The following is a 19,759-nucleotide window of genomic DNA, read 5'->3' as shown; positions in this document are numbered from 1 at the left end:
GGGCTGACGGGCAAGACAAGCGGGTACGCTCGATCCATGCAGGAAGAGTCCCCAGCACAGCAGGCCACGATCGCCGTCATCACGGTCTCGGATCGGTCTTCGCGGGGCGAGCGCGAGGACCTCTCGGGTCCGGCGGCGCTCGAGGCGCTCGCCCGGCACGGCTACACGGCGGCGACGCTCAGCGTCGTCCCCGACGGAGCCACGGTCGTCCGTGACGCCATCGCCCACGCGGCGGACTCGGACGCGCACATCATCCTCACCCTCGGCGGCACGGGCCTCTCGCCGCGCGACGAGACGCCGGAGGCCACCTGGCCCCTCATCACCCGCGAGCTTCCCGGCATCGCCGAAGTGCTGCGGGCGACAGCGCGCGACCGGGTCCCGACGGCCGTGCTGTCGCGCGGGCTCGCAGGCATCATCGACCGACCGGGGCGCGGAGCGCCGAGCCTCGTCGTCAACCTCGCCGGCTCACCTGGCGCGGCACGGGACGGCGTCGCGCTGCTGGCCCCGCTCATCCCGCACATCCTGGACCAGCTCCGCGGCGGAGACCACGCTCCGTGAGTGCCAGCCCCCTCGCCCGAGTCACGAGCGACGAGCTGCTCCTCGCCGAGCACCTCGCCGCCGTCGAGGATCCCCACGCGGGCGCCGTCGTGACCTTCGTCGGCCAGATCCGGGACCACGACCCCGAGGCGAGCGGACGAGTCGTCTCGCTCGACTACACCGCGCATCCCGACGCCGAGCACGTGCTCCAGAGCCTCGTCGCGCACCACGCCCGCGACGGCGTGCGGGTCGCCGTGAGCCACCGCATCGGACACCTCCGAGTGGGCGACATCGCCCTCATCGCCTGCGTTGCCAGCGCGCACCGCGGCGACGCCTACGAGGTGAGCCGGGCTCTCGTCGAGGCGGTCAAGGCCGAGGTGCCGATCTGGAAGCAGCAGCACGAGGTCGACGGCGCAACCTCCTGGGTGGGTCTGCCATGACCGGCGTCCCCGTCACGATCGCACGCCGCCCGAGGCTCGTGGAGCCGCAGCTCGAGCCGTCTCCCGGAGACCCGATCGTCGACAAGCACGGTAGAGTCCACCGCGACCTGCGTATCTCCCTCACCGACAAGTGCTCGCTGCGCTGCACGTACTGCATGCCGGCCGAGGGCGTCGAATGGCTGGCCAAGGCGAGCATCCTCTCGACCGAGCAGATCGTGCGCATCGCCCGGATCGCGGCGGCCTCCGGCATCACCACGTTCCGGCTGACGGGCGGTGAGCCGCTCCTGCGTCCCGATGTCGTGGAGGTCGTGCGGCGCATCTCCGAGCTGCATGGCCCGGATGGCCCAGTCCAGGTCGCGATGACCACCAACGGCATCCGCCTCCCGCAGATGCTTCCCGACCTCATCGACGCCGGCCTCGACAGGCTCAACATCTCCATCGACACGATCAGACGCGAGCGCTTCACGGCGCTCACGAGGCGAGACAAGCTCGATGAGGTGCTCATCGGCATCCGCGCCGCCCAGAACTCCTCCCTTCGGCCCCTCAAGCTCAACGCCGTCGCGATGCGCGGCGTGAACGACGACGAGATCGTCGAGCTCGTGGAGTTCGCCATGGAGCACGACGCGCAGCTGCGCTTCATCGAGCAGATGCCGCTCGACGCCGGACACACCTGGGACCGCGCGCAGATGGTGACGCGCGAGGAGATCCTCGAGTCGCTCAGCGCGAGGTTCACGCTCGTGCCCGTGCCCGGCCGCGGCGGGGCCCCCGCCGAACGGTGGACGCTCGACGGCGGCCCGCACACGGTCGGCGTCATCGCCTCCGTCACGGCGCCCTTCTGCGGCAACTGCGATCGCCTGCGCCTCACCGCCGACGGTCAGCTGCGCAACTGCCTGTTCTCGACGAGCGAGTACGACCTCATGCCGATCCTCCGAGCCGAGGCCGCCAGCTCAGGAGACTCCGAAGCTGCGGCCGACAGCGCGGCGAGCGCCGCCGCGACAGATCTCGCGATCGACGGCCTGCTGCGCTCGTGCATCCACAACAAGCTGCCGGGGCACGCCATCAACGACCCGAGCTTCCTCCAGCCAGCTCGAGGGATGAACGCCATCGGCGGCTGACGACCCGGCGGTCGCTTCAGCCTCCCGCGAAGGGCGGCAGCACGTCGACGGATGCACCGGGCGCGATCGGTGCGTCGGCGTCGGAGGTGCGCACGCCGTCGATCAGGAACGAGCACCGGGAGAGCACCTCCGCGACGTGGACGTCGCCCGAGGGGTTGAGCGTGCGGACGAGCGCGGCCACCGTCGCCGCTTCGAGCGTGAAGTCGCTGCCGCCCACGGCCTCCGCCGCTCCGGCGAAGACGCGGACGCGGCTCGGGGTGCTCACGACTCCTGCTCCCAGGAGAGCGCGCGAGCCGTCACGAGCTCAGCGAGTCGGCTGAAGGCCTCGGGGGAGTCGGCGGCGGAACTCTGCCGGCCGAGGGCGAGCCCCAGCGCGAAGGTCGTGAGCGGCGCCGCTGGCCTGGCGACGTTGTGCGCGACGTCCTTCGCGACGTCGAGGAGCGCTGCGATGTCGATCTCGTCGTCGATCTCGAGCACGCGCTTGGCCTCGGCGAGCCAGGCGTCGAGTGCTTCCGGTGGCAGGTGCTTGGGAGTCTCGGTCATGGTCTCTGGGTCCTTCCGTGAGCGGTGATGGTCTGCTGTGCTGCGCGAGCACGCTCGGCGGCGCCGTCGACCGAGTCGGCCGTGCCGGCAGCGCCGACCGCGTCGGCGCGTGCGGCAGCGAGCTGCTCTGGGGTGTCGATGTCGGCGCTGGCGCCGCGTCGGTCCGGCACTCGGGTCAGCGCGAGGGGCTCGAGGACGTGGCGGAGGGCCAGGCCATGCGCACCGGACGCTGCGGCCGCACGCTCGAGGGCACGCTTGAGCGCCGTCGTGCGGTAGATGCCGGCAAGCCACTGCGGGCGCCCACCGCTGTCGACGACCACGAATCCGTCGGGGCCGCCCACGGGTGCGCCATGTGCCGAGGCAGCCCCCTCTGCCGGGGCAGGCATGGAGCCTTCCCCGTCAGCGTCAGCTTCCCCGTCAGTTGCACCGTCGGACGCCGCCGTGCCGCGGCCGCTCGCCTCCGTGAGGAGCTCGACGAGCGCAGGAGCTCGGGGCAGGTCGCAGGCGAGCAGGAGCAGCCACGGCGCCGAGATGCTGGGGAGCGCGGCCGCGAGGCCAGCTGCCGGTCCGCCGAACGGGGGGTCCTCGCGGATCAGCTCGGCGGGTGCCTGCACGGTGACCGCACCGACAACGAGGGTGCGGCTCGCGCCGGCGTCATGAGCCGCGCCGAGCGCCACGTCGATGAGGCGCCTGCCCCCGACCTCGAGGTCGCCCTTGCTGACGCCACCGAGGCGGGAGCCGCGGCCACCCGCGAGGATGACCGCATCGAGCCCCGGGGTCGGGCGGCGGCGGCGCGGCGGCTGCGCTACTGCTCGCGCTTCCACGGCCCCGACTTCCCGCCCGTCTTCGCGATGAGCTTGATGTCTCCGATCGTGACCGACTTGTCGATGCCCTTGACCATGTCGACCAGCGCGAGCGCTGCGACCGAGACGGCAGTGAAGGCCTCCATCTCGACGCCGGTGCGGTCGGCGGTGCGCACCGTCGCCGTGATGAGTACGCCGTCGCCACGCAGCTCGAGATCGACGGTGGCGCCGTGCACGCCGATGATGTGAGCGAGCGGCAGGAGCTCCGCGCATTTTTTCGCGCCCTGGATGCCGGCGATGCGCGCCACGGCGAACGCGTCTCCCTTCGGCACGGCATCGTTGGTGAGGGCCTCGAGCACGTCGGTGCCGCAGTAGACCATGCCGGATGCCGTCGCGGCCCGTACCGTCGGCTGCTTCTCGGTGACGTCGACCATCCGTGCGTGGCCGGCTGCGTCGAGGTGCGTGAAGTTCGTCATGTTCAGAGTCTGGCACCCACGTCCGACATCAGGCGGACCACCTGCACGACGTCGCCCTCTTCGACCCGCTCGACACGCGCATCCACGATGGCGTAGCCGTTCGCGTCGGCGAGGCTGCCCACGAGGTGCGAACCCGAGCCCCGCGCGGCGGCGGGCGAGACCACGACCCCCGAATCGGTGGTGCGGATGCGCGCGGGCAGGTACTGGCGGCGCCCGGGCGGCGTGCGCCAGCCCGTCTCGGCGCGCGCGCTCAGACGCGGGTCCTCGACGACGGAGGCTCCTTGCAGGGCGCGCAGGCACGGCCGTACGAAGACGAGGAACGACACCCAGGCGCTGACGGGGTTGCCGGGGAGGCCGAAGACGAGCGGGCCGAGCTCGCCCTCGCCGACCCACGGCTCGGCGAGGCGACCGAAGCCCTGTGGCTTGCCCGGCTGCATCGCGACCTTCTCGAAGCGCACCTGGCCGCCGGGGGAGAGGAGCTCCTTGACGGGGTCGTAGGCGCCCATGCTCACGCCGCCCGTCAGCACGATCACGTCGCAGCGGCCCGCGAGTGCCTGCAGTGCGGCCTCCAGTTCGGCGACCTCGTCGGAGACTCGGACGACGTCGACGAGCTCGCTCCCGTGCTCGATGGCCAGGGAGGAGATGAGGAGTGAGTTCGAGTCGGGGATCTGCCCGCGCTCGAGCGCCTCGCCTGGTGCGACGAGCTCGCTTCCTGTGGCGATCACGGCGACGCGTGGGCGCCGCGCGACGGAGACCGTGCCGTACCCGGCCGAGGCCAGTGCGGAGAGGGCCTCGGCGCTCCCGCGCGACCCCGCGGTGACGAGCGGGTCTCCCGGCTGGCGGTCCTCGCCGGCCGAGCGGATGTGCACGCCGCGCTTCGCCGGGGCGGTGATGCTCACCCGCCGCTCGCCGCCGTCGGTCGCCTCGACGGGCACGATCGCATCGGCGTCCGCCGGGACGGGGGCGCCCGTCATGATGCGGGCGGCCTGTCCGCTCGCGAGCGAGGGGTCGGAGGCGGTGCCCGCCGGAAGGTCTGCCACGACGTCGAGGATCACCGGCGACTCGGGGCTCGCTGCGGCCACGTCGTCGGAGCGGACCGCGTAGCCGTCCATGGCCGAGTTCGTCCAGGGTGGCAGCGCGTATCGCGACACGAGGCTCTCCGCCAAGTACCTGCCGTGGGCTGCCGCCAGGGCAACGGTGTCACTCGGCAGCTGGCGGGACTCGCCCAGCACGCGCGCAAGCTGCGTCTCGACCTCGATCATGCCCGCACCCCTGTCTGAGTCGCATCCGCGCCGAGCGTGCCGCTGGACGCTCGCAGCACCTGCAGCTGAGGTGTCTGCACCACTCGCACGTCGAAGCCGTGCGGCGCGAGGAGCAGCGCCGCCCGCCTGGCCCTCGCGGCGGAGACGCAGTAGAGATTGAACGGGGCATCCGGCGTGCCCGCGTGCCCAGCCTTGAGCCCGAGGAGTCGCGTCCTCAGCACGTCCGGCTCGCGCTCGAGCTGGAGCAGCTCGCTGAGCGGCAGCGACTGGGCACCTGGCAGCGCATCGACGGCGTACTCGTCCGGCTCGCGCACGTCGATCAGCCGGCCGTGCGAGTCCCGAACCGGATCGAAGTCGAGCGGGGCCGGCCTTGCCTGCGGGGCTGCTCGGTCCTCCTCCGGTGCGGGGGATGCTGTCTGCGACGTCGAGCATGCCGCCGACGGGGCCGAGGTGCCCGCCACGCGGTCGAGGGCGGCGTGATCGGCTGCCCGGAGCGGCACTTCGGAGATGCGCATCGTGAGCGCCTCGACGACGAGGAGCCTGCCGAGGAGCACGTCGCCGATCCCGGTGATGAGCTTGATCGCCTCGGTCGCCATCATCGAGCCCACGACGCCGCAGAGCGCGCCGAGCACACCTGCCTCGGCACACGACGGCACCGAGCCCTCCGGTGGCGGCTCAGGGAACACATCGCGCAGGGTGACGCCTTCCGCGGGCACCGGCGGCGTCGACCAGAACACCGTGAGCTGCGCGTCGAAGCCCAGCACGGAGCCCCACACGAGCGGCAGGCCGAGGCTCGTGCACGCGTCGGCCACGGCGTAGCGCGTCGGGAAGTTGTCGGCGCCGTCGAGCACGAGGTCGTAGCCGCCGAGGATGCGCTCGGCGTTCGCGCCATCGAGGCGCTCGTCGTGCTCGACAACCGTCACGCCCGGCGCGAGCCGTCGGAGGCTGCGGGCGGCGCTCGCGGTCTTGCGAGCGCCGACGTCGTCGATGCCGTGGATGACCTGCCGGTGCAGGTTGCTCGGCTCGACCGCATCCGCGTCGATGACCCCGATCGTGCCGACTCCCGCGGCCGCGAGGTACTGCAGGGCCGGAGCGCCGAGGCCCCCGGCTCCCAGGACCGCGACCCGGCTGGCGGCGAGGCGGCGCTGCCCGATCTCGCCGAGCTCGGGCAGGCGGCGCTGCCGAGCGGTTCGGGCGAGCTCGTCGCCCCGGAGCTCTGGGGACGGTTCGACAAGCGGTGCGAGGCGCATGGCGTCACCCTACCGCCGCATCCCGCGCAGCCAACCGGCAGCCGACCCTGCCCGGGGTTCGCCTCGCGCCCTCGCGTCCGCGACGCTCGCCGCGCACGCCGCCCAGGGCTGACTTGTGGTCGCTACCCGCGAGGAACGACGACCAGAAGTGCGCTTTCGGCAGGAATGGTGGGCGGGCGCGGATGCGCGCGGCGAGCTAGCATGATCGCGTGGGTCGGATCACGGTGCGACGGAGCGTCACACGCCTGAGCCTCGGGAAGCCCCCGAGCAGGAAGGCCGACTTCCTCGCGGCCGAAGAGCCCCTCGAGATCCGCGTCGGCGGACAGCAGCTCGCGATCACGATGCGCACCCCGGGCAACGACTTCGAGCTCGCGGCGGGCTTCCTCGTCTCCGAGGGCGTCATCTCGCGCGGCGAGCAGTTCCGCTCGGCGATGTACTGCGCCGGTGCCGACGGGAGCGCGGATGGTCTCAACACCTACAACGTGCTCGACGTCCGCCTCTCCGCTGAGACCCCGCCGCCTGACCCCGACCTCGCGCGCAACTTCTACACCACGAGCTCCTGCGGGCTCTGCGGCAAGGCGAGCATCGACGCCGTCGAGCTGACCTCGAGCTACGACGTGGCCCGCGACCCCGTCATACTCCAGGCGGCTCGGCTCGTGACGTTCCCCGACAGGCTCAGGGAACAGCAGGAGGTGTTCGAGAAGACCGGCGGCCTGCATGCGGCGGCGCTCTTCGACGCCGCGACCGGCGATCTCCTCGTGCTGCGCGAGGACGTCGGACGGCACAACGCCGTCGACAAGGTCGTCGGCTGGGCGGTGCAGAACGACCGGCTCCCGCTGACCGGGACGGTGCTGCAGGTGTCGGGCCGATCGAGCTTCGAGCTCGTCCAGAAAGCGAAGATGGCGGGCATCCCCATCCTCGCGGCCGTCTCAGCCCCCTCATCGCTCGCCGCAGACCTCGCCGAGGCCAGCGGCATGACCCTCATCGGGTTCCTCCGCGGGGAGTCGATGGTCATCTACTCGCGCCCTGACCGCATCCTCGACGCCGAGGAGATCGAGCTGGGAACGGGGACCGAGACAAATACCGAGACCGAGGCGGGGGAACGGAGCTAGCGCGCATCGGCGGCTCGGCAAGCGCAGCTGCGGTTCCCACCAGAGCGCGGGCCACGCACATGCGGGAGCGCGTGAGAAGATGCCCGCATGGCAGAACAGCGATACCGGGTCAGCGAGGCCGCATCGCTCCTCGGGGTCAGCGACGACACCGTTCGTCGCTGGGGTGCGAGCGGCCGCCTCGACCTGCAGGGAGACGCCGGCGCGAAGACCGTGGCGGGCGCTCAGCTCGCGGCCCTCGCCAAGGAGCTCGCCGACGGCGACGCCAGAGCCGACTCGGGCGAGCTGCCGCCCGCATCCGCCCGCAACCGGATGCGAGGCATCGTCACCAAGCTGACGCTCGACACCGTCATGGCCCAGGTCGAGGTGCAGGCTGGCCCGTTCAGGATCGTGTCGCTCGTGTCACGCGAGGCCGTCGACGAGCTCGGCCTCGAGGTGGGGAGCCTCGTCGTGGCCAGCGTGAAGGCGACGAACGTGGGAATCGAAGGAGTGCACAGTGCCTAGGAAGCGGAGACCAGGAACGCTCCGGTCCGTCGCCGCCGCCCTCGGGATCCTCGTCCTGGGTGCGCTCGCGGGGTGTGCTCCGATGACAGCTCCGACTGGGCCTACCGGCGAGGCATCCGTGTCTCCGTCACCCAGCGAGACCGGCCCGACCGGCAACGTCACCGTGTATGCCGCGTCCTCGCTCACCGAGACCTTCACGCAGCTTGCGGGGGAGTTCGAAGCGGAGCACCCCGGCGTCACCGTGACCCTGAACTTCGGGGGCAGCTCGACGCTCGCGGACGAGATCGTGGCGGGCAGCCCTCCCGTCGACGTGTTCGCCTCCGCCGACGACGCGACGATGAAGACGGTCGTGGATGCGGGACTCGTCGAATGGACCCCCGCGACGTTCACGCGCAACGCGCTGGTCATCGTGACGCCAAAGGGCAACCCGGCCGGTGTCACGGGCCTCAAGGACTTCGCCGACCCCACGCTGAAGATCGCCGTCTGCGCCGCGAAGGTTCCCTGCGGCGCCGCGAGCGCCAAGCTCTTCGAGCAGAACGACATCGTTCCGAAGCCCGACACCAAGGAGAGCGACGTCAAGGCGGTGCTCACGAAGGTGCGCCTCGGCGAGGCCGATGCCGGACTCGTCTACGCGAGCGACGCGAAGGCCGCGGCGAGCGAGGTCACGGCCATCGAGTTCCCCGAGGCGCTCGACGCGGTCAACAACTACGGCATCGTCCCGCTCAAGGCCGCGCCCAATCCGGAGGCGGCCGCCGCCTTCACCGAGTTCATCCTCACGGCGCGAGGCGTCGAGGTGTTCGATGAGGCCGGCTTCCTCAGCCTGACGTGAGCGACGCGCCGGGGAATGCGGAGGGCGGTCGCCGCGTTAGCCCCGACCGTGCGGGCATGCCCGCACGCCAAGATCTGAACCTCTCAAGGAGTACTGTGACCGACTCGCGCACCGCGACCCGCGACGCCGAACCGACCCCAGCTGAGTCCGCATCCGCGGGCGCAGCCGCCTCCACGAGCGAGCTCGGCGCGGACCCGCGCACTCGCTTCGTGATCCCACTCCTGCTCGTCTCCGCGTTCGTCGTCATCCTCAACGAGACGATCATGGGCGTGGCCCTGCCCGCCCTCAACGCCGACCTCGGTATCCCGCTGGCGACCGGCCAGTGGCTCACGACCGCCTTCATGCTGGTCATGGCCGTCGTCATCCCCATCACGGGCTTCCTGCTGCAGCGGTTCCACGTGCGCCAGGTGTTCATGGCGGCGATGATCCTCTTCTCGCTCGGAACACTGCTCTGCTTCCTCGCGCCCGGCTTCGAGGTCCTGCTCCTCGGCCGCATCGTGCAGGCCTCCGGTACCGCCATCATGATGCCGCTGCTCATGACGACCGTGCTCAACATGGTCCCGCCGGAGCGTCGTGGCCGCACGATGGGCAACATCTCCATCGTCATCTCCGTGGCACCCGCAATCGGACCGACGGTCTCCGGCCTCATCCTGCAGGTCTTCGAGTGGCGCTGGATGTTCGGCTTCGTCCTCCCGATCGCCATCGTCGCGCTCGTGCTCGGAGCCCTGTTCATCAAGAACGTCACCGAGCCGCGCCAGGCGAAGATCGACGTGCTCTCCGTCATCCTCTCCGCCTTCGCGTTCGGTGGACTCGTCTACGGCTTCTCCGGGCTCGGCGAGAGCTCGGCGACGGCCGTCGTCCCCGCGTTCGTCCCGATCCTCGTCGGCGTGCTCGCGCTCGGCGCGTTCATCTGGCGCCAGATCGCGCGCCAGAAGACGGATTCCGCGCTCCTCGACCTGCGCGTCTTCACGAGCCGCCAGTTCACGGTGTCGCTCATCCTCCTCGCGGTGAGCTTCATGTCGCTGTTCGGCACGATCATCCTGCTGCCCATCTACATGCAGGAGGTGCTCGGCTACGACACCCTCCGCGCTGGCCTCACCCTGCTGCCGGGTGGCCTCACGATGGGTCTGCTCGCGCCGTTCGTCGGTCGTCTCTTCGACCGGTTCGGCACCAAGCCGCTCATCATCCCCGGCTCGCTCGTCGTGAGCACGGCGATCTGGGGCATGACGATGCTCGGCGAGAACTCCGAGCAGTGGATGGTCATCGCCGCCCACGTCACCCTCTCGATCGGCCTCGCGCTCATGTTCACGCCGCTCATGACCAGCGCGCTCGGCGACCTGCCCAAGTCGAGGTACTCGCACGGCTCCGCCGTCGTGACCACGGCGCAGCAGCTGGCCGGCGCCGCAGGCACGGCGATGTTCGTCGTCGTCATGGCCAACTCGACGCTCGCGGCGGCCGGTGAGGGCCTCGCGCCCATCTCGGCGGAGGCGCAGGGCATCCACTCTGCCTTCCTCGTTGGTGCGTGCATCTCGCTCGTCACCATCATCGGCACGTTCTTCGTGAAGTCGACGCCGAAGCGCGCCGACGCGGAGATCCCGATGGGTCACTGAGCCTGCTCAGCAGACGGAGGGCCCGGCACCAGAGACTTCTGGTGCCGGGCCCTCCGTTCGTCTGGCCTCGGACGCTCTTCCTGCCGAGATTTGCGAAGATGGGGAGTCGAACGTCCACCGAGCTGAGGAGCGACCATGGCTGACGCGCCCGAGATCGTCGAGAAGTCCATCACCTTCGAGGCCGCACCGGAGCGGCTCTGGAGCATGCTCACGGAGCAGGAGTCGTTTGCGAGCTGGTACGCGTTCGGTGGCGCGACGATCGAGGCAGAGCCCGGGGGAGTGCTCGCCGTCCACTGGCCGGAGCACGGCACGTTCCGCGGCGAGGTCACGCTCGTGGAGTCGCCTCGTCGCTTCGGCTACCGCCTCGCCGCGGTGCCGGAGGAGGACCCGCAGCCGCAGAACAGCACCGTCGTCGAGTTCACGATCGAGCCGGCAGACGGCGGGTCGGCGCTGACCGTGCGCCATTCGGGTTTCGAGGAGCTCGAAGGGCTCGCTGCGGACTCGACGTCGGCCGAGATCGAGACGATGGCCTGGACGGCGGCGCTGCCGCTGCTGCGAGAGGCACTCGGCGAGGCCCCTGCAGAGGAGATCCCGCTGCTCTGATCCGGGTGCTTGCCCTGATCCCGCTGCTGGGTGACGGGCGCCGCATCGTGCCTGGATTCGGCAGAAGTTACGGGCTCGAAACATGGGCGTCACGTGCTCGGAAACGAGCAACCGTAGTTTCGCACTAGACAACGCATGATGTCGTGAGCGAAACTTCTCGGAGTCGCAACGACGCGACCACGAAAGGTTTTCACATGACCGACGTCGACCCCACCCTCGAGATGTCAGACGGCGCCTTCCACCGCCTCCTCGGCCCTGAGGCCGAACCCGGCTTCCTCGCCGACTCCGAGCTGCCCGCCTACTGGGGCCGCAAGTGGGGTGCGCAGGACGAGGTCGGACGCCTCCGCACCATCATGATGCGCCGCCCCAGCGCCGGCCTCGAAGCCGTCGAGAAGGCGGGGGAGTCGACCTGGATGCCCGAGATCGGCGCCTACGTCGACCCGGATCGCCGCTGGTACTGGTCTGGCCGCGAGTTCCCCGACCTCGAGAAGCTGCACAGCGAGTTCGACAGCTTCGTGCAGGTGCTCGAGGACAACGAGGTCGAGGTCGTCATGGCCCCCGACCTCGCCCCCAGCTTCACGAAGTCGGTCTTCACCCGCGACCCGCTCGTCACGATCCCCGGCGGCGCGATCATCGGCCGCCTCGCACCGCGCATGCGGCGAGGCGAGGAGCAGTCGATCACGCAGACCGTTGCGGCCCAGGGCATGCCGATCCTCGGCACGATCACGGGCACGGGACTCGTGGAGGGCGGCAGCTTCATCAAGGTGCGCCCCGACCTCGCGTTCTTCGGCACCTCCGTGCGCTGCAACCTCGAAGGCTACCGTCAGCTCAGGAACATCCTCGAGGAGCAGGGCATCGAGCTCGTCCACTCGCAGATGCCCGGCTACCAGATCCACCTCGACCTGTGCTGCGCCATGCTCGACGACGACCTCGCGCTCGTGAACTCGCGCATCGCGCCCTATGACTTCCTCGACGCGCTCTGGAAGCTCGGCATCGAGACCGTCGACGTCGCACCCCAGGAGGACTGGGCCTGCAACCTCCTGACCCTCGACCGCCGCAAGCTGCTCTTCCCCTCCCACCTGCCCCGCACGGCGGAGCTCCTCAACTCGAAGTACGGCGTGGAGATCATCCCCGTCACCTACCGCGAGATCAACAAGAACGGCGGCGGGCTGCACTGCTCGACCATGGAACTCCAGAGGGACTGGTAAGCGATGTCAGAGAACGTCACCGGCGGGGAGCTCGTCATCCGAACGCTCGAGGCGCTCGGCGCTGAGCGAGTGGTCGGACTGCCCGGCCAGCACGCGCTGCCCATGTTCGACGCGCTCGGCGACTCGTCGCTCGACTACCTCGGTGCGCGAGTCGAGAACAACGCGGCGTTCATGGCGGATGGGCACGCACGCGTCACCGGAACCGTCACCCCGCTCCTGCTCTCGGCCGGCCCCGGAGCGCTGACGGCGCTCCCCGGTCTGCAGGAGGCGGCGACGGCGAGCTCGCCCGTGCTGCTCATCTCGGCGCAGGTGCCAACCCCCGGTATCGGCGGCCAGGCCCACGGCTACCTGCACGAGCTGCGCGACCAGGAGTCGCACTTCCGCGGCATCGCCAAGGGCACGTGGAGCATCCGCTCGGTCGACCAGATCGTGCCGACCCTCGTCGAGGCGTGGCGCACGGCGCAGAGCGCCCCGGCTGGCCCCGTCTACGTCGAGGTGCCGCACGACGTGCAGCAGGCGAGCGTCGAGCTCGCGGACGGGCAGCTCGGCGGCCTCGCGGCGGAGGCGTACGCGCTCGCTCCAGAGGCCACGGGCGCGCAGCTCGACGCCGTCGCGAGGCTCCTCGCCGAGTCCTCGACGCCGCGCATCTACGCGGGCGGGGGCGTCGTCCGTTCCGGCGCCGGGGAACTGCTCGAGCAGCTCGCCGAGCAGCTGCAGGCCCCCGTCGTCACGACCTACGGCGGCCGCAGCGCCTTCCCGTGGGCGCATCCGCTCTCGGCCGAGGGGTGGATCGAGGACATCGCGACCACCGAGTTCCTCGAAGCCGCCGACGTGCTGCTCGTCGTGGGCACGGGCCTGAGTGAACTCTCGTCGAACTACTTCCGACTCGCCCCGACGGGCACCGTCATCCACATCGACGCCGACGCGCGTGTGCTCGGCGCGAACCACGAGGGCACGATCACGCTCCGCTCCGACGCGGGCCTGGCACTCCAGGGAGTCCTCGACCGCCTCCGCGCGAGCGAGCTCGGAGAGCGAGCGGATGCGCGCCCCGCCATCGATGAGCTCCTCGCGACCGTGCGCGGCAGGCTCGACGCGCAGCCCCTCGCCACGGAGCGGGAGCTCATGGACACCCTGCGGTCGGCCATCCCCGACGAGGTCGCGACCTTCTGGGACATGACGATCAGCGCCTACTGGGCCTGGTCGGCGTGGGATGCGCGCGGCGGCGTGTACGAGAACGGGCAGTGCGGCGGGCTCGGCTTCGGGCTGCCGGCGGCCATCGGCGCCTCCTTCGCCTCCCGCTCGCGCGAGACGCCGAACGGCGCCCCCGTCGTCGCGATCTCCGGCGACGGCGGAGGGCTCTACGGTGTCGCCGAGCTGTCCACACTCGCGCAGTCGCAGCTCAGCGTGACCTGGCTCGTCGTCGACGACGGCGGCTACGGCGTGCTGCGCGGCTACATGAACGAGGCCTACGGGCGGGCCACGGCGACCGAGCTCACGGGCCCCGACTACCTGGCGGTTGCGCGTGCGTTCGGCATCGAGTCGAGGGCCGTGGAGCTGGACACGCTCGCCGACGAGCTCGCCGCGAGCATCCGCACCCCAGGGCCCCGCGTGCTCGTGCTGCCCGCCACCCTCGAGCTGTTCGAGGCGACCCACACCCACCGGCCGGCGGTCCACCGATGAGAGCCCTGCCCGTCGTGCCGCGCAACGAGCCCGCCGCCATCGGCGGCAGGCTCCGGTCGGTGCGCCAGCTTCGCCAGATGACGATCGAGCAGCTCGCCAGCGCGACGGGGCTCAGCAAGAGCTTCCTCAGCCGTGTCGAGCGCGACCAGACGTCGCCGAGCGTCTCCACGCTCGTGCTGCTCTGCGACGTGCTCAACATCGAGGTCGGAGAGCTCTTCAGCGCACCGGATGCGCAGCTCGTCCGCTTCGACGACGCACCGCAGATCAACCTCGGCGGCACCAACGTGTACGAGCGCCTGCTCAGCCCCCGCAACGACCCGCGCTTCCAGGTCGTGCGCTCCCGCGTCGACGCCGGCATGTCCGGAACCGGCGGGGAGGAGCTGTACTCCGTGAACTGCGAGGTCGATTTCCTGCACGTGCTGCGCGGGTCGATCACGGTGGTGCTCGCCTCCGAGACGTGGGAACTCGAATCCGGGGACTCGATAACGCTCGACGGTCGCGAGCCGCACACGTGGCACACGCGCGACTCGACAGAGGGGGTCGAACTCCTCTGGGTGCTCGCCCCTGCCGCGTGGGGAGGCACGACCTGACCTTGCCCGACCCACTACTGTCGTTCACCGGCACAGACCGAGCGATCGCTCGGCACGTAACGCCCTTGTAAACCCTGCGTGACTTGGCGCCTCCGGCGGCAAGTTGCCTCCTAGATTACGCATGTTGCCTACAGATGATCACTGCTGGTGATCAAGAGAAGGAGAAATTCACATGGCATCCAAGAAGCTCATGAAGGCGGGCCTGGCTGGCGCCTCGTTCGTCGCCCTCACCGCACTGCTCGCCGGATGCTCGTCCGGTGACGCGCCGGAGGCCGACGTCTCCGAGGTCGCCGTGGACGAGGCGGCCGTCGCGCTCCTCCCGCAGGAGATCGCCGACGCCGGCACCCTCACGGTCGGCACCGAGGCGTACTACCCGCCCTACGAGTACCTCGACGCCGACGGCGCCACCGTCATCGGCCTCGACATGGACCTCATCAAGGCCGTCGGGCAGAAGCTCGGCCTCGAGGTCCAGATCGAGAACGTCGCATTCGACACGCTCCTCCCGTCGCTCGACACGGCACGCTACGACGTCGTCGTCGCCGCCATGACCGACACCCCCGAGCGCCAGGAGAACTACGACTTCGTCGACTACTTCAACGCCGGCCAGGGCATCGTCGTCGCAGAAGGCAACCCGGAGGGCATCACCGCCGAGGCAGACCTCTGCGGCAAGGCCGTCTCCGTGCTCCGCGACTCCGCGCAGCAGGGCATCCTCGAAGCCTTCAACACCGACATCTGCGCATCGAGCCCCATCGAGATCTCCGCGCAGGCCACCGACAACGACGCCCTCATCCAGGTGCAGTCCGGCCGCGCAGCAGCGTCGGTCAGCCAGTACCCGGTCGCGAGCTACAACGTCGAGCAGGCAAGCGGCTTCGAGCTCGCCAACGAGGAGCCCTTCCAGCCAGAGCCCCTCGGCATGGCAGTCGCGAAGGACAACCAGCTGAGCGCAGCCATCCAGGCGGCGGTCCAGTCCCTCATCGACGACGGCACCTACACCGAGATCCTGACCTCCCACGGTCAGGAAGGCGGCGCCGTCGAGGAAGTCACCATCAACGGCGCCGAATAGGCCCCGCGGAGACTGACGAACAACAACGGAGCTGAAGAACAGTGAACACCTCGACCGGCCCCTCCACGGGCGCGACGGGAGCGGTCACCACCGCCCCCGCCGCGCCCGCGGCCGACGCCCCCAAAATCGTCCCGCTGCGGCATTACGGCCAATGGATCTTCGCCGCGATCGTGCTCCTCTTCCTCGCGAAGCTCGTCTACGACGTCGCGACGGGATCGAGCATCCGCTGGGAGAAGGTCGGCTCGAGAGTCTTCGCAGAGGCCATCATGCAGGGCCTCCTCATCACCATCATGCTGACCGTGGTGAGCATGATCCTCGGCATCATCGGCGGCATCACCCTCGCCGTCATGCGCATCTCCAGCAACGGGGTGCTTCGCGCCATCTCGAGCGGATTCGTGTGGATCTTCCGCGGGACGCCGATCCTGGTGCAGATCCTCATCTGGTTCAACCTCGCGCTGTTCTTCCCGCAGATCGACCTGATCTTCATCCAACTCGACACGAACGCCCTCATCCTGCCGCTCACCGCGGCCGTCCTCGGCCTCGCGGCCAACGAATCCGCCTACATGTCGGAGATCATCCGCGGCGGCATCATCTCCATCGACCCGGGCCAGAAGGAGGCGGCCGAGGCGCTCGGCATGACGCAGGGCAAGATCATGTTCCGCATCATCCTCCCGCAGGCGCTGCGCTCCATCGTGCCGCCCATGGGCAACGAGCTCGTCACGCTCCTCAAGGAGACGTCGCTCGTGTCGGTGATCGGCGCTGGAGACCTCCTCACGCGAGCCCAGCAGATCGGCGCCGCCGACTTCAGCCGCATGGAGATGCTGCTCGTCGCGAGCATCTGGTACCTGATCCTCACCTCGATCGCGAGCATCGGCCAGGGCTTCCTCGAGCGCAAGCTCGGCAAGTCCCGCGGCTTCACGACCCCGGAACCCGTGTGGAAGCGAGTGCTCACCTCGATTCTGCCCAACCGCAGGTCTGCAGGAACAAGCAGAGAGGCAATCCGCTGATGCCCGCATCCGCACCCACCGCACCCATGATCGAGCTGCGCAACGTCGCGAAGTCGTTCGGCAGCGTCGAAGTGCTCAAGGACATCTCGCTCGACGTGCACGCCGGCGAGGTCGTCAGCATCCTCGGGCCATCAGGCTCCGGGAAGTCGACGCTCCTGCGCTGCCTCAACCACCTCGAGACCGCCGACCGCGGCGTCATCAGGGTGGCGGGGGAGCCCGTCGGCTACAAGGAGAAGAACGGCAAGCTCTACGAGCTGCGGCCGAACGAGATCGCGAAGCGCCGTCGGGACATCGGCATGGTCTTCCAGCGCTTCAACCTGTTCCCGCACATGACGGCGATCGAGAACATCATCGAATCGCCCGTGCAGATCCTCGGACACAAGAAGTCGGCGGCCATCGCTGCCGCCAAGGAGCTGCTCGAGCAGGTCGGCCTCGCAGACAAGGGCGACAACTACCCGTCGCAGCTGTCCGGCGGGCAGCAGCAGCGGGTCGCGATCGCCCGTGCGCTCGCCATGAAGCCCAGCGTGCTGCTCTTCGACGAGCCCACTTCGGCACTCGACCCGGAGCTCGTCGGCGAGGTGCTGCAGGTCATGACGAAGCTCGCCAAGGAGGGCATGACCATGGTCGTCGTCACGCACGAGATCGGCTTCGCGCGCGACGTCTGCGACCGTGTCGTGTTCATGGACGGCGGAGTCATCGTCGAGGAGGGCGCCCCGGAGGACGTCATCCAGAACCCCAGGCACGAACGCACGAAGCGCTTCCTGGCGCGCGTGCTCAAGTAGGCGAGCTGACATGACACGTCCACTGGTGATCTTCACCGACACGACCGACCTCGCGCAGGAGCCCGCCTCGAGGCTCCTGCGGGAAGCGGGCTACGCAACCGCCCACCTCGAGCTGCCGACCGCACCGGGACCCGACGCGGTCGTGCCCCGCGAGCACCTCGCCGCCGTCGCCGCGGTCGTCGGCTACGCCCGCATCACGGCGGACGTGCTCGCGCAGCTCCCATCGCTCCGGCTCCTCGCGACGAGCTCCGTCGGCACCGACATGATCGACGCGGATGCGGCCGCCGCCAGAGGCGTGAAGATCGTGACCCTCGCTGGGGTCGCGACTGAGGAGGTCGCGGCGCACGCGCTCACGCTGCTGCTCGCCGCCGAGCGCTCCCTGCTGCGGAGCCTGCAGCTCGTGCGGAGCGGAGAGTGGACGGACGAGGCCACCGAGCGCCTCCGCGTGCCGCGCCGCCTCAGCACGCTCACGCTCGGTCTTGTCGGGCTCGGCCGCATCGGCGGCAGGCTCGCCGAGATCGCGCGCCCCAGCTTCGGTCGCATCCTCGCCTTCGACCCCTACGCGCAGGCGGCACCGGACGGCGTCGAGCTCGTCGGCTCCCTCGAGGAGCTCCTGCGCTCCTCCGACTCGTTGAGCCTCCACCTGCCGCTCACCCCAGAGTCGAGGGGCATCATCGGCGCCGAGGCACTCGCCCTTCTGCCGGACGGCGCCGTCGTCGTCAACGTCTCGCGGGCCGGCCTGGTCGACGAGGCCGCCGTTCAGGCCGCCCTGGCTGACGGCTCCCTGCGTACCTACGCCGCCGACGTCCTCGACGGGGAGCCCCCGCACCCGAGTGACGCCATGCGCACCGACCCCGGCACGCTCATCACTCCGCACACGGCCTGGTGGTCGGACGCGGCACTCGCCGGCTACGAATCGCAGCCAGCGCTCAACATCATCGCCGAGCTCGGCGCACCAGCCGACCCCACCGGGAGCACTTCATGACAGACAAGCCCGGCCTGCCGCACGCGCAGGCAGACGCAACAGCATCCACCCCCGCCGCCGCGCACGAGAGCTTCCTGCGCGACTTCGACACGATGGGTGAGTTCGGGGCGACGGGGCACGGCGGCGTCGACCGCCAGGCCGCGAGCGACGCCGACAACGCGCAGCGCCGCTGGTTCCAGGCGCTGCTCGAAGGGCGCGGCTTCACCGTCGAGTACGACCGGATCGGCAACCAGTTCGGCCTGCTCGAGCTCGTCCCCGGTGCGCCGTTCGTGCTCATCGGCTCGCACATGGACTCGCAGCCGACCGCCGGCAAGTACGACGGCGCCTACGGCGTGCTCGCCGCGGCGCACGCGGCGTTCCGCATCGCCGACGAGGCAGCCGCCGGCGGCATCGACGGCGTGAAGTACAACGTCGCCGTCGTCAACTGGTTCAACGAGGAGGGCTCGCGTTTCGTGCCCTCCATGATGGGATCGTCCGTCTACACGGGCGTGCTGCCGCTCGAGAAGGCCCTCGCCGTCCGTGACAAGGCCGGAATCAGCGTCGAGGAGGCGCTGCGGCCCACCGGCTTCCTCGGCGAGGGCACCGGTCCCGTCGCGGCGCTGTGCGCAGAGATCCACATCGAGCAGGGCCGCCTGCTCGAGAACGCCGGCACGACCATCGGGCTCGTGACCGCGACCTGGGCTGCCAGCAAGTACCGGGTCGTCGTCAAGGGCGAGCAGGCCCACTCGGGGGCGACCGTCATGGAAGACCGCAAGGATGCCCTGTACGGCGCGTCCCTGCTCGTCGTCTTCGCGCGCGAGCTCACTGACCGCTTCCCTGGCAAGCTGCACACGGCCGTCGGGCAGCTCGACGTCTACCCGAACTCGCCCGTCGTCGTGGCGAGCGAGGTGACGCTGCTGCTCGACCTGCGCAGCGACGACGAAGCCCTGCTCGCCGAGGCCAACGCCCTCCTGGACGCGCGCTTCGCGGAGATCGAGGCGAAGGCCCACGTCGAGATCGAGCGCACCCTGTCGCACTCGTGGGACGTCAACCCGTACCAGCCAGCAGGCGTCGATCTGGCCCGCTCCGTCGCCGAGGAACTCGGCCTCTCGAACGACGAGATCATGACCGTCGCCGGCCACGACTCGACGAACATGAAGGAGCTCGTGCCGACGGTCATGCTGTTCGTGCCCTCCGTCGACGGCATCTCGCACAACGAGGGGGAGTACACGGAGCCCGCCGACCTCGTCGCCGGTCTCGACGTCCTCACCGGAGTCGTGCGGCGCCTCGTCACCGGCCACCTCTCCTGACCCGCGCCTGACCCGCCTGCCATCTGGTCCCTCCCTGGCCCCGCCTGCCCCTGACCCGCTGAACTGCCCCTGCC

The 19,759-nt window shown here is 70.2% G+C and carries 22 protein-coding genes; 16 read left to right on the top strand and 6 right to left on the bottom strand.

Annotated elements, in window-relative coordinates; genetic code table 11:
- The first annotated feature begins 36 nt into the window (after nucleotides 1-36).
- The 3 genes from C5E07_RS09150 to moaA are packed head-to-tail and all read left to right on the top strand — an operon-like array spanning nucleotide 37 to nucleotide 2,092.
- Nucleotides 37-558 carry a molybdenum cofactor biosynthesis protein B gene (locus C5E07_RS09150; RefSeq protein WP_104299219.1) on the top strand — a complete coding sequence of 174 codons (522 nt, stop codon included), beginning with the start codon at nucleotides 37-39 and terminating at the stop codon, nucleotides 556-558.
- A complete protein-coding gene (locus C5E07_RS09145; RefSeq protein ID WP_104299218.1) occupies nucleotides 555-977 on the top strand; it encodes a molybdenum cofactor biosynthesis protein MoaE in 423 nt (140 codons plus the stop codon). The genes C5E07_RS09150 and C5E07_RS09145 overlap by 4 nt, the downstream gene beginning before the upstream one ends.
- Nucleotides 974-2,092, top strand: coding sequence for a GTP 3',8-cyclase MoaA (moaA, locus tag C5E07_RS09140; protein ID WP_104299217.1), 1,119 nt, complete (start codon nucleotides 974-976; stop codon nucleotides 2,090-2,092). Before C5E07_RS09145 ends, moaA begins: the two co-directional genes overlap by 4 nt.
- 16 nt (nucleotides 2,093-2,108) lie before the next feature.
- Here moaA and C5E07_RS09135 read toward each other — a convergent pair whose 3' ends face one another.
- Genes C5E07_RS09135 through C5E07_RS09110 form a run of 6 tightly spaced genes read right to left on the bottom strand, consistent with a single transcriptional unit; the run spans nucleotide 2,109 to nucleotide 6,426 of the window.
- Nucleotides 2,109-2,357 (bottom strand): MoaD/ThiS family protein, encoded by a 249-nt coding sequence (locus C5E07_RS09135; RefSeq protein ID WP_104299216.1) that lies wholly within the window; start codon nucleotides 2,355-2,357, stop codon nucleotides 2,109-2,111.
- A complete protein-coding gene (locus C5E07_RS09130; RefSeq protein ID WP_104242221.1) occupies nucleotides 2,354-2,635 on the bottom strand; it encodes a DUF6457 domain-containing protein in 282 nt (93 codons plus the stop codon). Before C5E07_RS09130 ends, C5E07_RS09135 begins: the two co-directional genes overlap by 4 nt.
- On the bottom strand, nucleotides 2,632-3,459 hold the full coding sequence (locus C5E07_RS09125) for a molybdenum cofactor guanylyltransferase (protein WP_104299215.1): 828 nt from the start codon (nucleotides 3,457-3,459) through the stop codon (nucleotides 2,632-2,634). The genes C5E07_RS09130 and C5E07_RS09125 overlap by 4 nt, the downstream gene beginning before the upstream one ends.
- The gene (gene moaC / locus C5E07_RS09120) at nucleotides 3,441-3,914 is read right to left on the bottom strand and encodes a cyclic pyranopterin monophosphate synthase MoaC (protein ID WP_104242218.1); all 474 of its coding nucleotides are present in this window, start codon (nucleotides 3,912-3,914) and stop codon (nucleotides 3,441-3,443) included. Before moaC ends, C5E07_RS09125 begins: the two co-directional genes overlap by 19 nt.
- Before the next feature lie 2 nt (nucleotides 3,915-3,916).
- Entirely contained in the window at nucleotides 3,917-5,176 is a 1,260-nt protein-coding gene (glp, locus tag C5E07_RS09115) for a gephyrin-like molybdotransferase Glp (protein ID WP_104299214.1), read from the bottom strand.
- Nucleotides 5,173-6,426 (bottom strand): ThiF family adenylyltransferase, encoded by a 1,254-nt coding sequence (locus C5E07_RS09110; RefSeq protein ID WP_104299213.1) that lies wholly within the window; start codon nucleotides 6,424-6,426, stop codon nucleotides 5,173-5,175. Before C5E07_RS09110 ends, glp begins: the two co-directional genes overlap by 4 nt.
- 209 nt (nucleotides 6,427-6,635) lie before the next feature.
- On the opposite strand from C5E07_RS09110, the gene fdhD reads away from it, so the two are divergent.
- From fdhD to C5E07_RS09040, 13 genes are all read left to right on the top strand, one after another.
- Nucleotides 6,636-7,538 carry a formate dehydrogenase accessory sulfurtransferase FdhD gene (gene fdhD / locus C5E07_RS09105; RefSeq protein ID WP_104299212.1) on the top strand — a complete coding sequence of 301 codons (903 nt, stop codon included), beginning with the start codon at nucleotides 6,636-6,638 and terminating at the stop codon, nucleotides 7,536-7,538.
- An 87-nt stretch (nucleotides 7,539-7,625) separates the two neighbouring features.
- Nucleotides 7,626-8,039 (top strand): molybdopterin-binding protein, encoded by a 414-nt coding sequence (locus C5E07_RS09100; RefSeq protein ID WP_104299211.1) that lies wholly within the window; start codon nucleotides 7,626-7,628, stop codon nucleotides 8,037-8,039.
- 118 nt (nucleotides 8,040-8,157) lie between these two features.
- A complete protein-coding gene (gene modA / locus C5E07_RS09095) occupies nucleotides 8,158-8,868 on the top strand; it encodes a molybdate ABC transporter substrate-binding protein (RefSeq protein ID WP_219820050.1) in 711 nt (236 codons plus the stop codon).
- Nucleotides 8,869-8,924: 56 nt separating this feature from the next.
- Complete coding sequence (locus tag C5E07_RS09090) at nucleotides 8,925-10,478, top strand: MDR family MFS transporter (RefSeq protein WP_104299209.1); 1,554 nt, start codon at nucleotides 8,925-8,927, stop codon at nucleotides 10,476-10,478.
- A 135-nt stretch (nucleotides 10,479-10,613) separates the two neighbouring features.
- Nucleotides 10,614-11,081 (top strand): SRPBCC domain-containing protein, encoded by a 468-nt coding sequence (locus tag C5E07_RS09085; protein WP_104242204.1) that lies wholly within the window; start codon nucleotides 10,614-10,616, stop codon nucleotides 11,079-11,081.
- Nucleotides 11,082-11,275: 194 nt separating this feature from the next.
- On the top strand, nucleotides 11,276-12,289 hold the full coding sequence (locus tag C5E07_RS09080; RefSeq protein WP_104299208.1) for a dimethylarginine dimethylaminohydrolase family protein: 1,014 nt from the start codon (nucleotides 11,276-11,278) through the stop codon (nucleotides 12,287-12,289).
- A gap of 3 nt (nucleotides 12,290-12,292) precedes the next feature.
- Complete coding sequence (locus C5E07_RS09075; RefSeq protein ID WP_104299207.1) at nucleotides 12,293-13,969, top strand: thiamine pyrophosphate-binding protein; 1,677 nt, start codon at nucleotides 12,293-12,295, stop codon at nucleotides 13,967-13,969.
- Complete coding sequence (locus C5E07_RS09070) at nucleotides 13,966-14,559, top strand: helix-turn-helix domain-containing protein (protein ID WP_104242199.1); 594 nt, start codon at nucleotides 13,966-13,968, stop codon at nucleotides 14,557-14,559. Before C5E07_RS09075 ends, C5E07_RS09070 begins: the two co-directional genes overlap by 4 nt.
- A 172-nt stretch (nucleotides 14,560-14,731) precedes the next feature.
- The gene (locus C5E07_RS09065; RefSeq protein WP_104242197.1) at nucleotides 14,732-15,622 is read left to right on the top strand and encodes an ABC transporter substrate-binding protein; all 891 of its coding nucleotides are present in this window, start codon (nucleotides 14,732-14,734) and stop codon (nucleotides 15,620-15,622) included.
- 41 nt (nucleotides 15,623-15,663) lie between these two features.
- On the top strand, nucleotides 15,664-16,629 hold the full coding sequence (locus C5E07_RS09055) for an amino acid ABC transporter permease (RefSeq protein WP_104242195.1): 966 nt from the start codon (nucleotides 15,664-15,666) through the stop codon (nucleotides 16,627-16,629).
- Complete coding sequence (locus C5E07_RS09050) at nucleotides 16,629-17,411, top strand: amino acid ABC transporter ATP-binding protein (RefSeq protein WP_308471363.1); 783 nt, start codon at nucleotides 16,629-16,631, stop codon at nucleotides 17,409-17,411. Before C5E07_RS09055 ends, C5E07_RS09050 begins: the two co-directional genes overlap by 1 nt.
- 10 nt (nucleotides 17,412-17,421) lie before the next feature.
- Nucleotides 17,422-18,396 carry an NAD(P)-dependent oxidoreductase gene (locus C5E07_RS09045; RefSeq protein WP_104299205.1) on the top strand — a complete coding sequence of 325 codons (975 nt, stop codon included), beginning with the start codon at nucleotides 17,422-17,424 and terminating at the stop codon, nucleotides 18,394-18,396.
- Complete coding sequence (locus C5E07_RS09040) at nucleotides 18,393-19,685, top strand: M20 family metallo-hydrolase (RefSeq protein ID WP_104299204.1); 1,293 nt, start codon at nucleotides 18,393-18,395, stop codon at nucleotides 19,683-19,685. The genes C5E07_RS09045 and C5E07_RS09040 overlap by 4 nt, the downstream gene beginning before the upstream one ends.
- The last annotated feature ends 74 nt before the right edge of the window (nucleotides 19,686-19,759 follow it).

Origin of the sequence: Pseudoclavibacter sp. RFBJ3, from assembly GCF_002931375.1 — a bacterium.
Lineage (GTDB): Bacteria > Actinomycetota > Actinomycetes > Actinomycetales > Microbacteriaceae > Pseudoclavibacter.
This window is presented reverse-complemented; position numbering and strand designations above follow the sequence as displayed.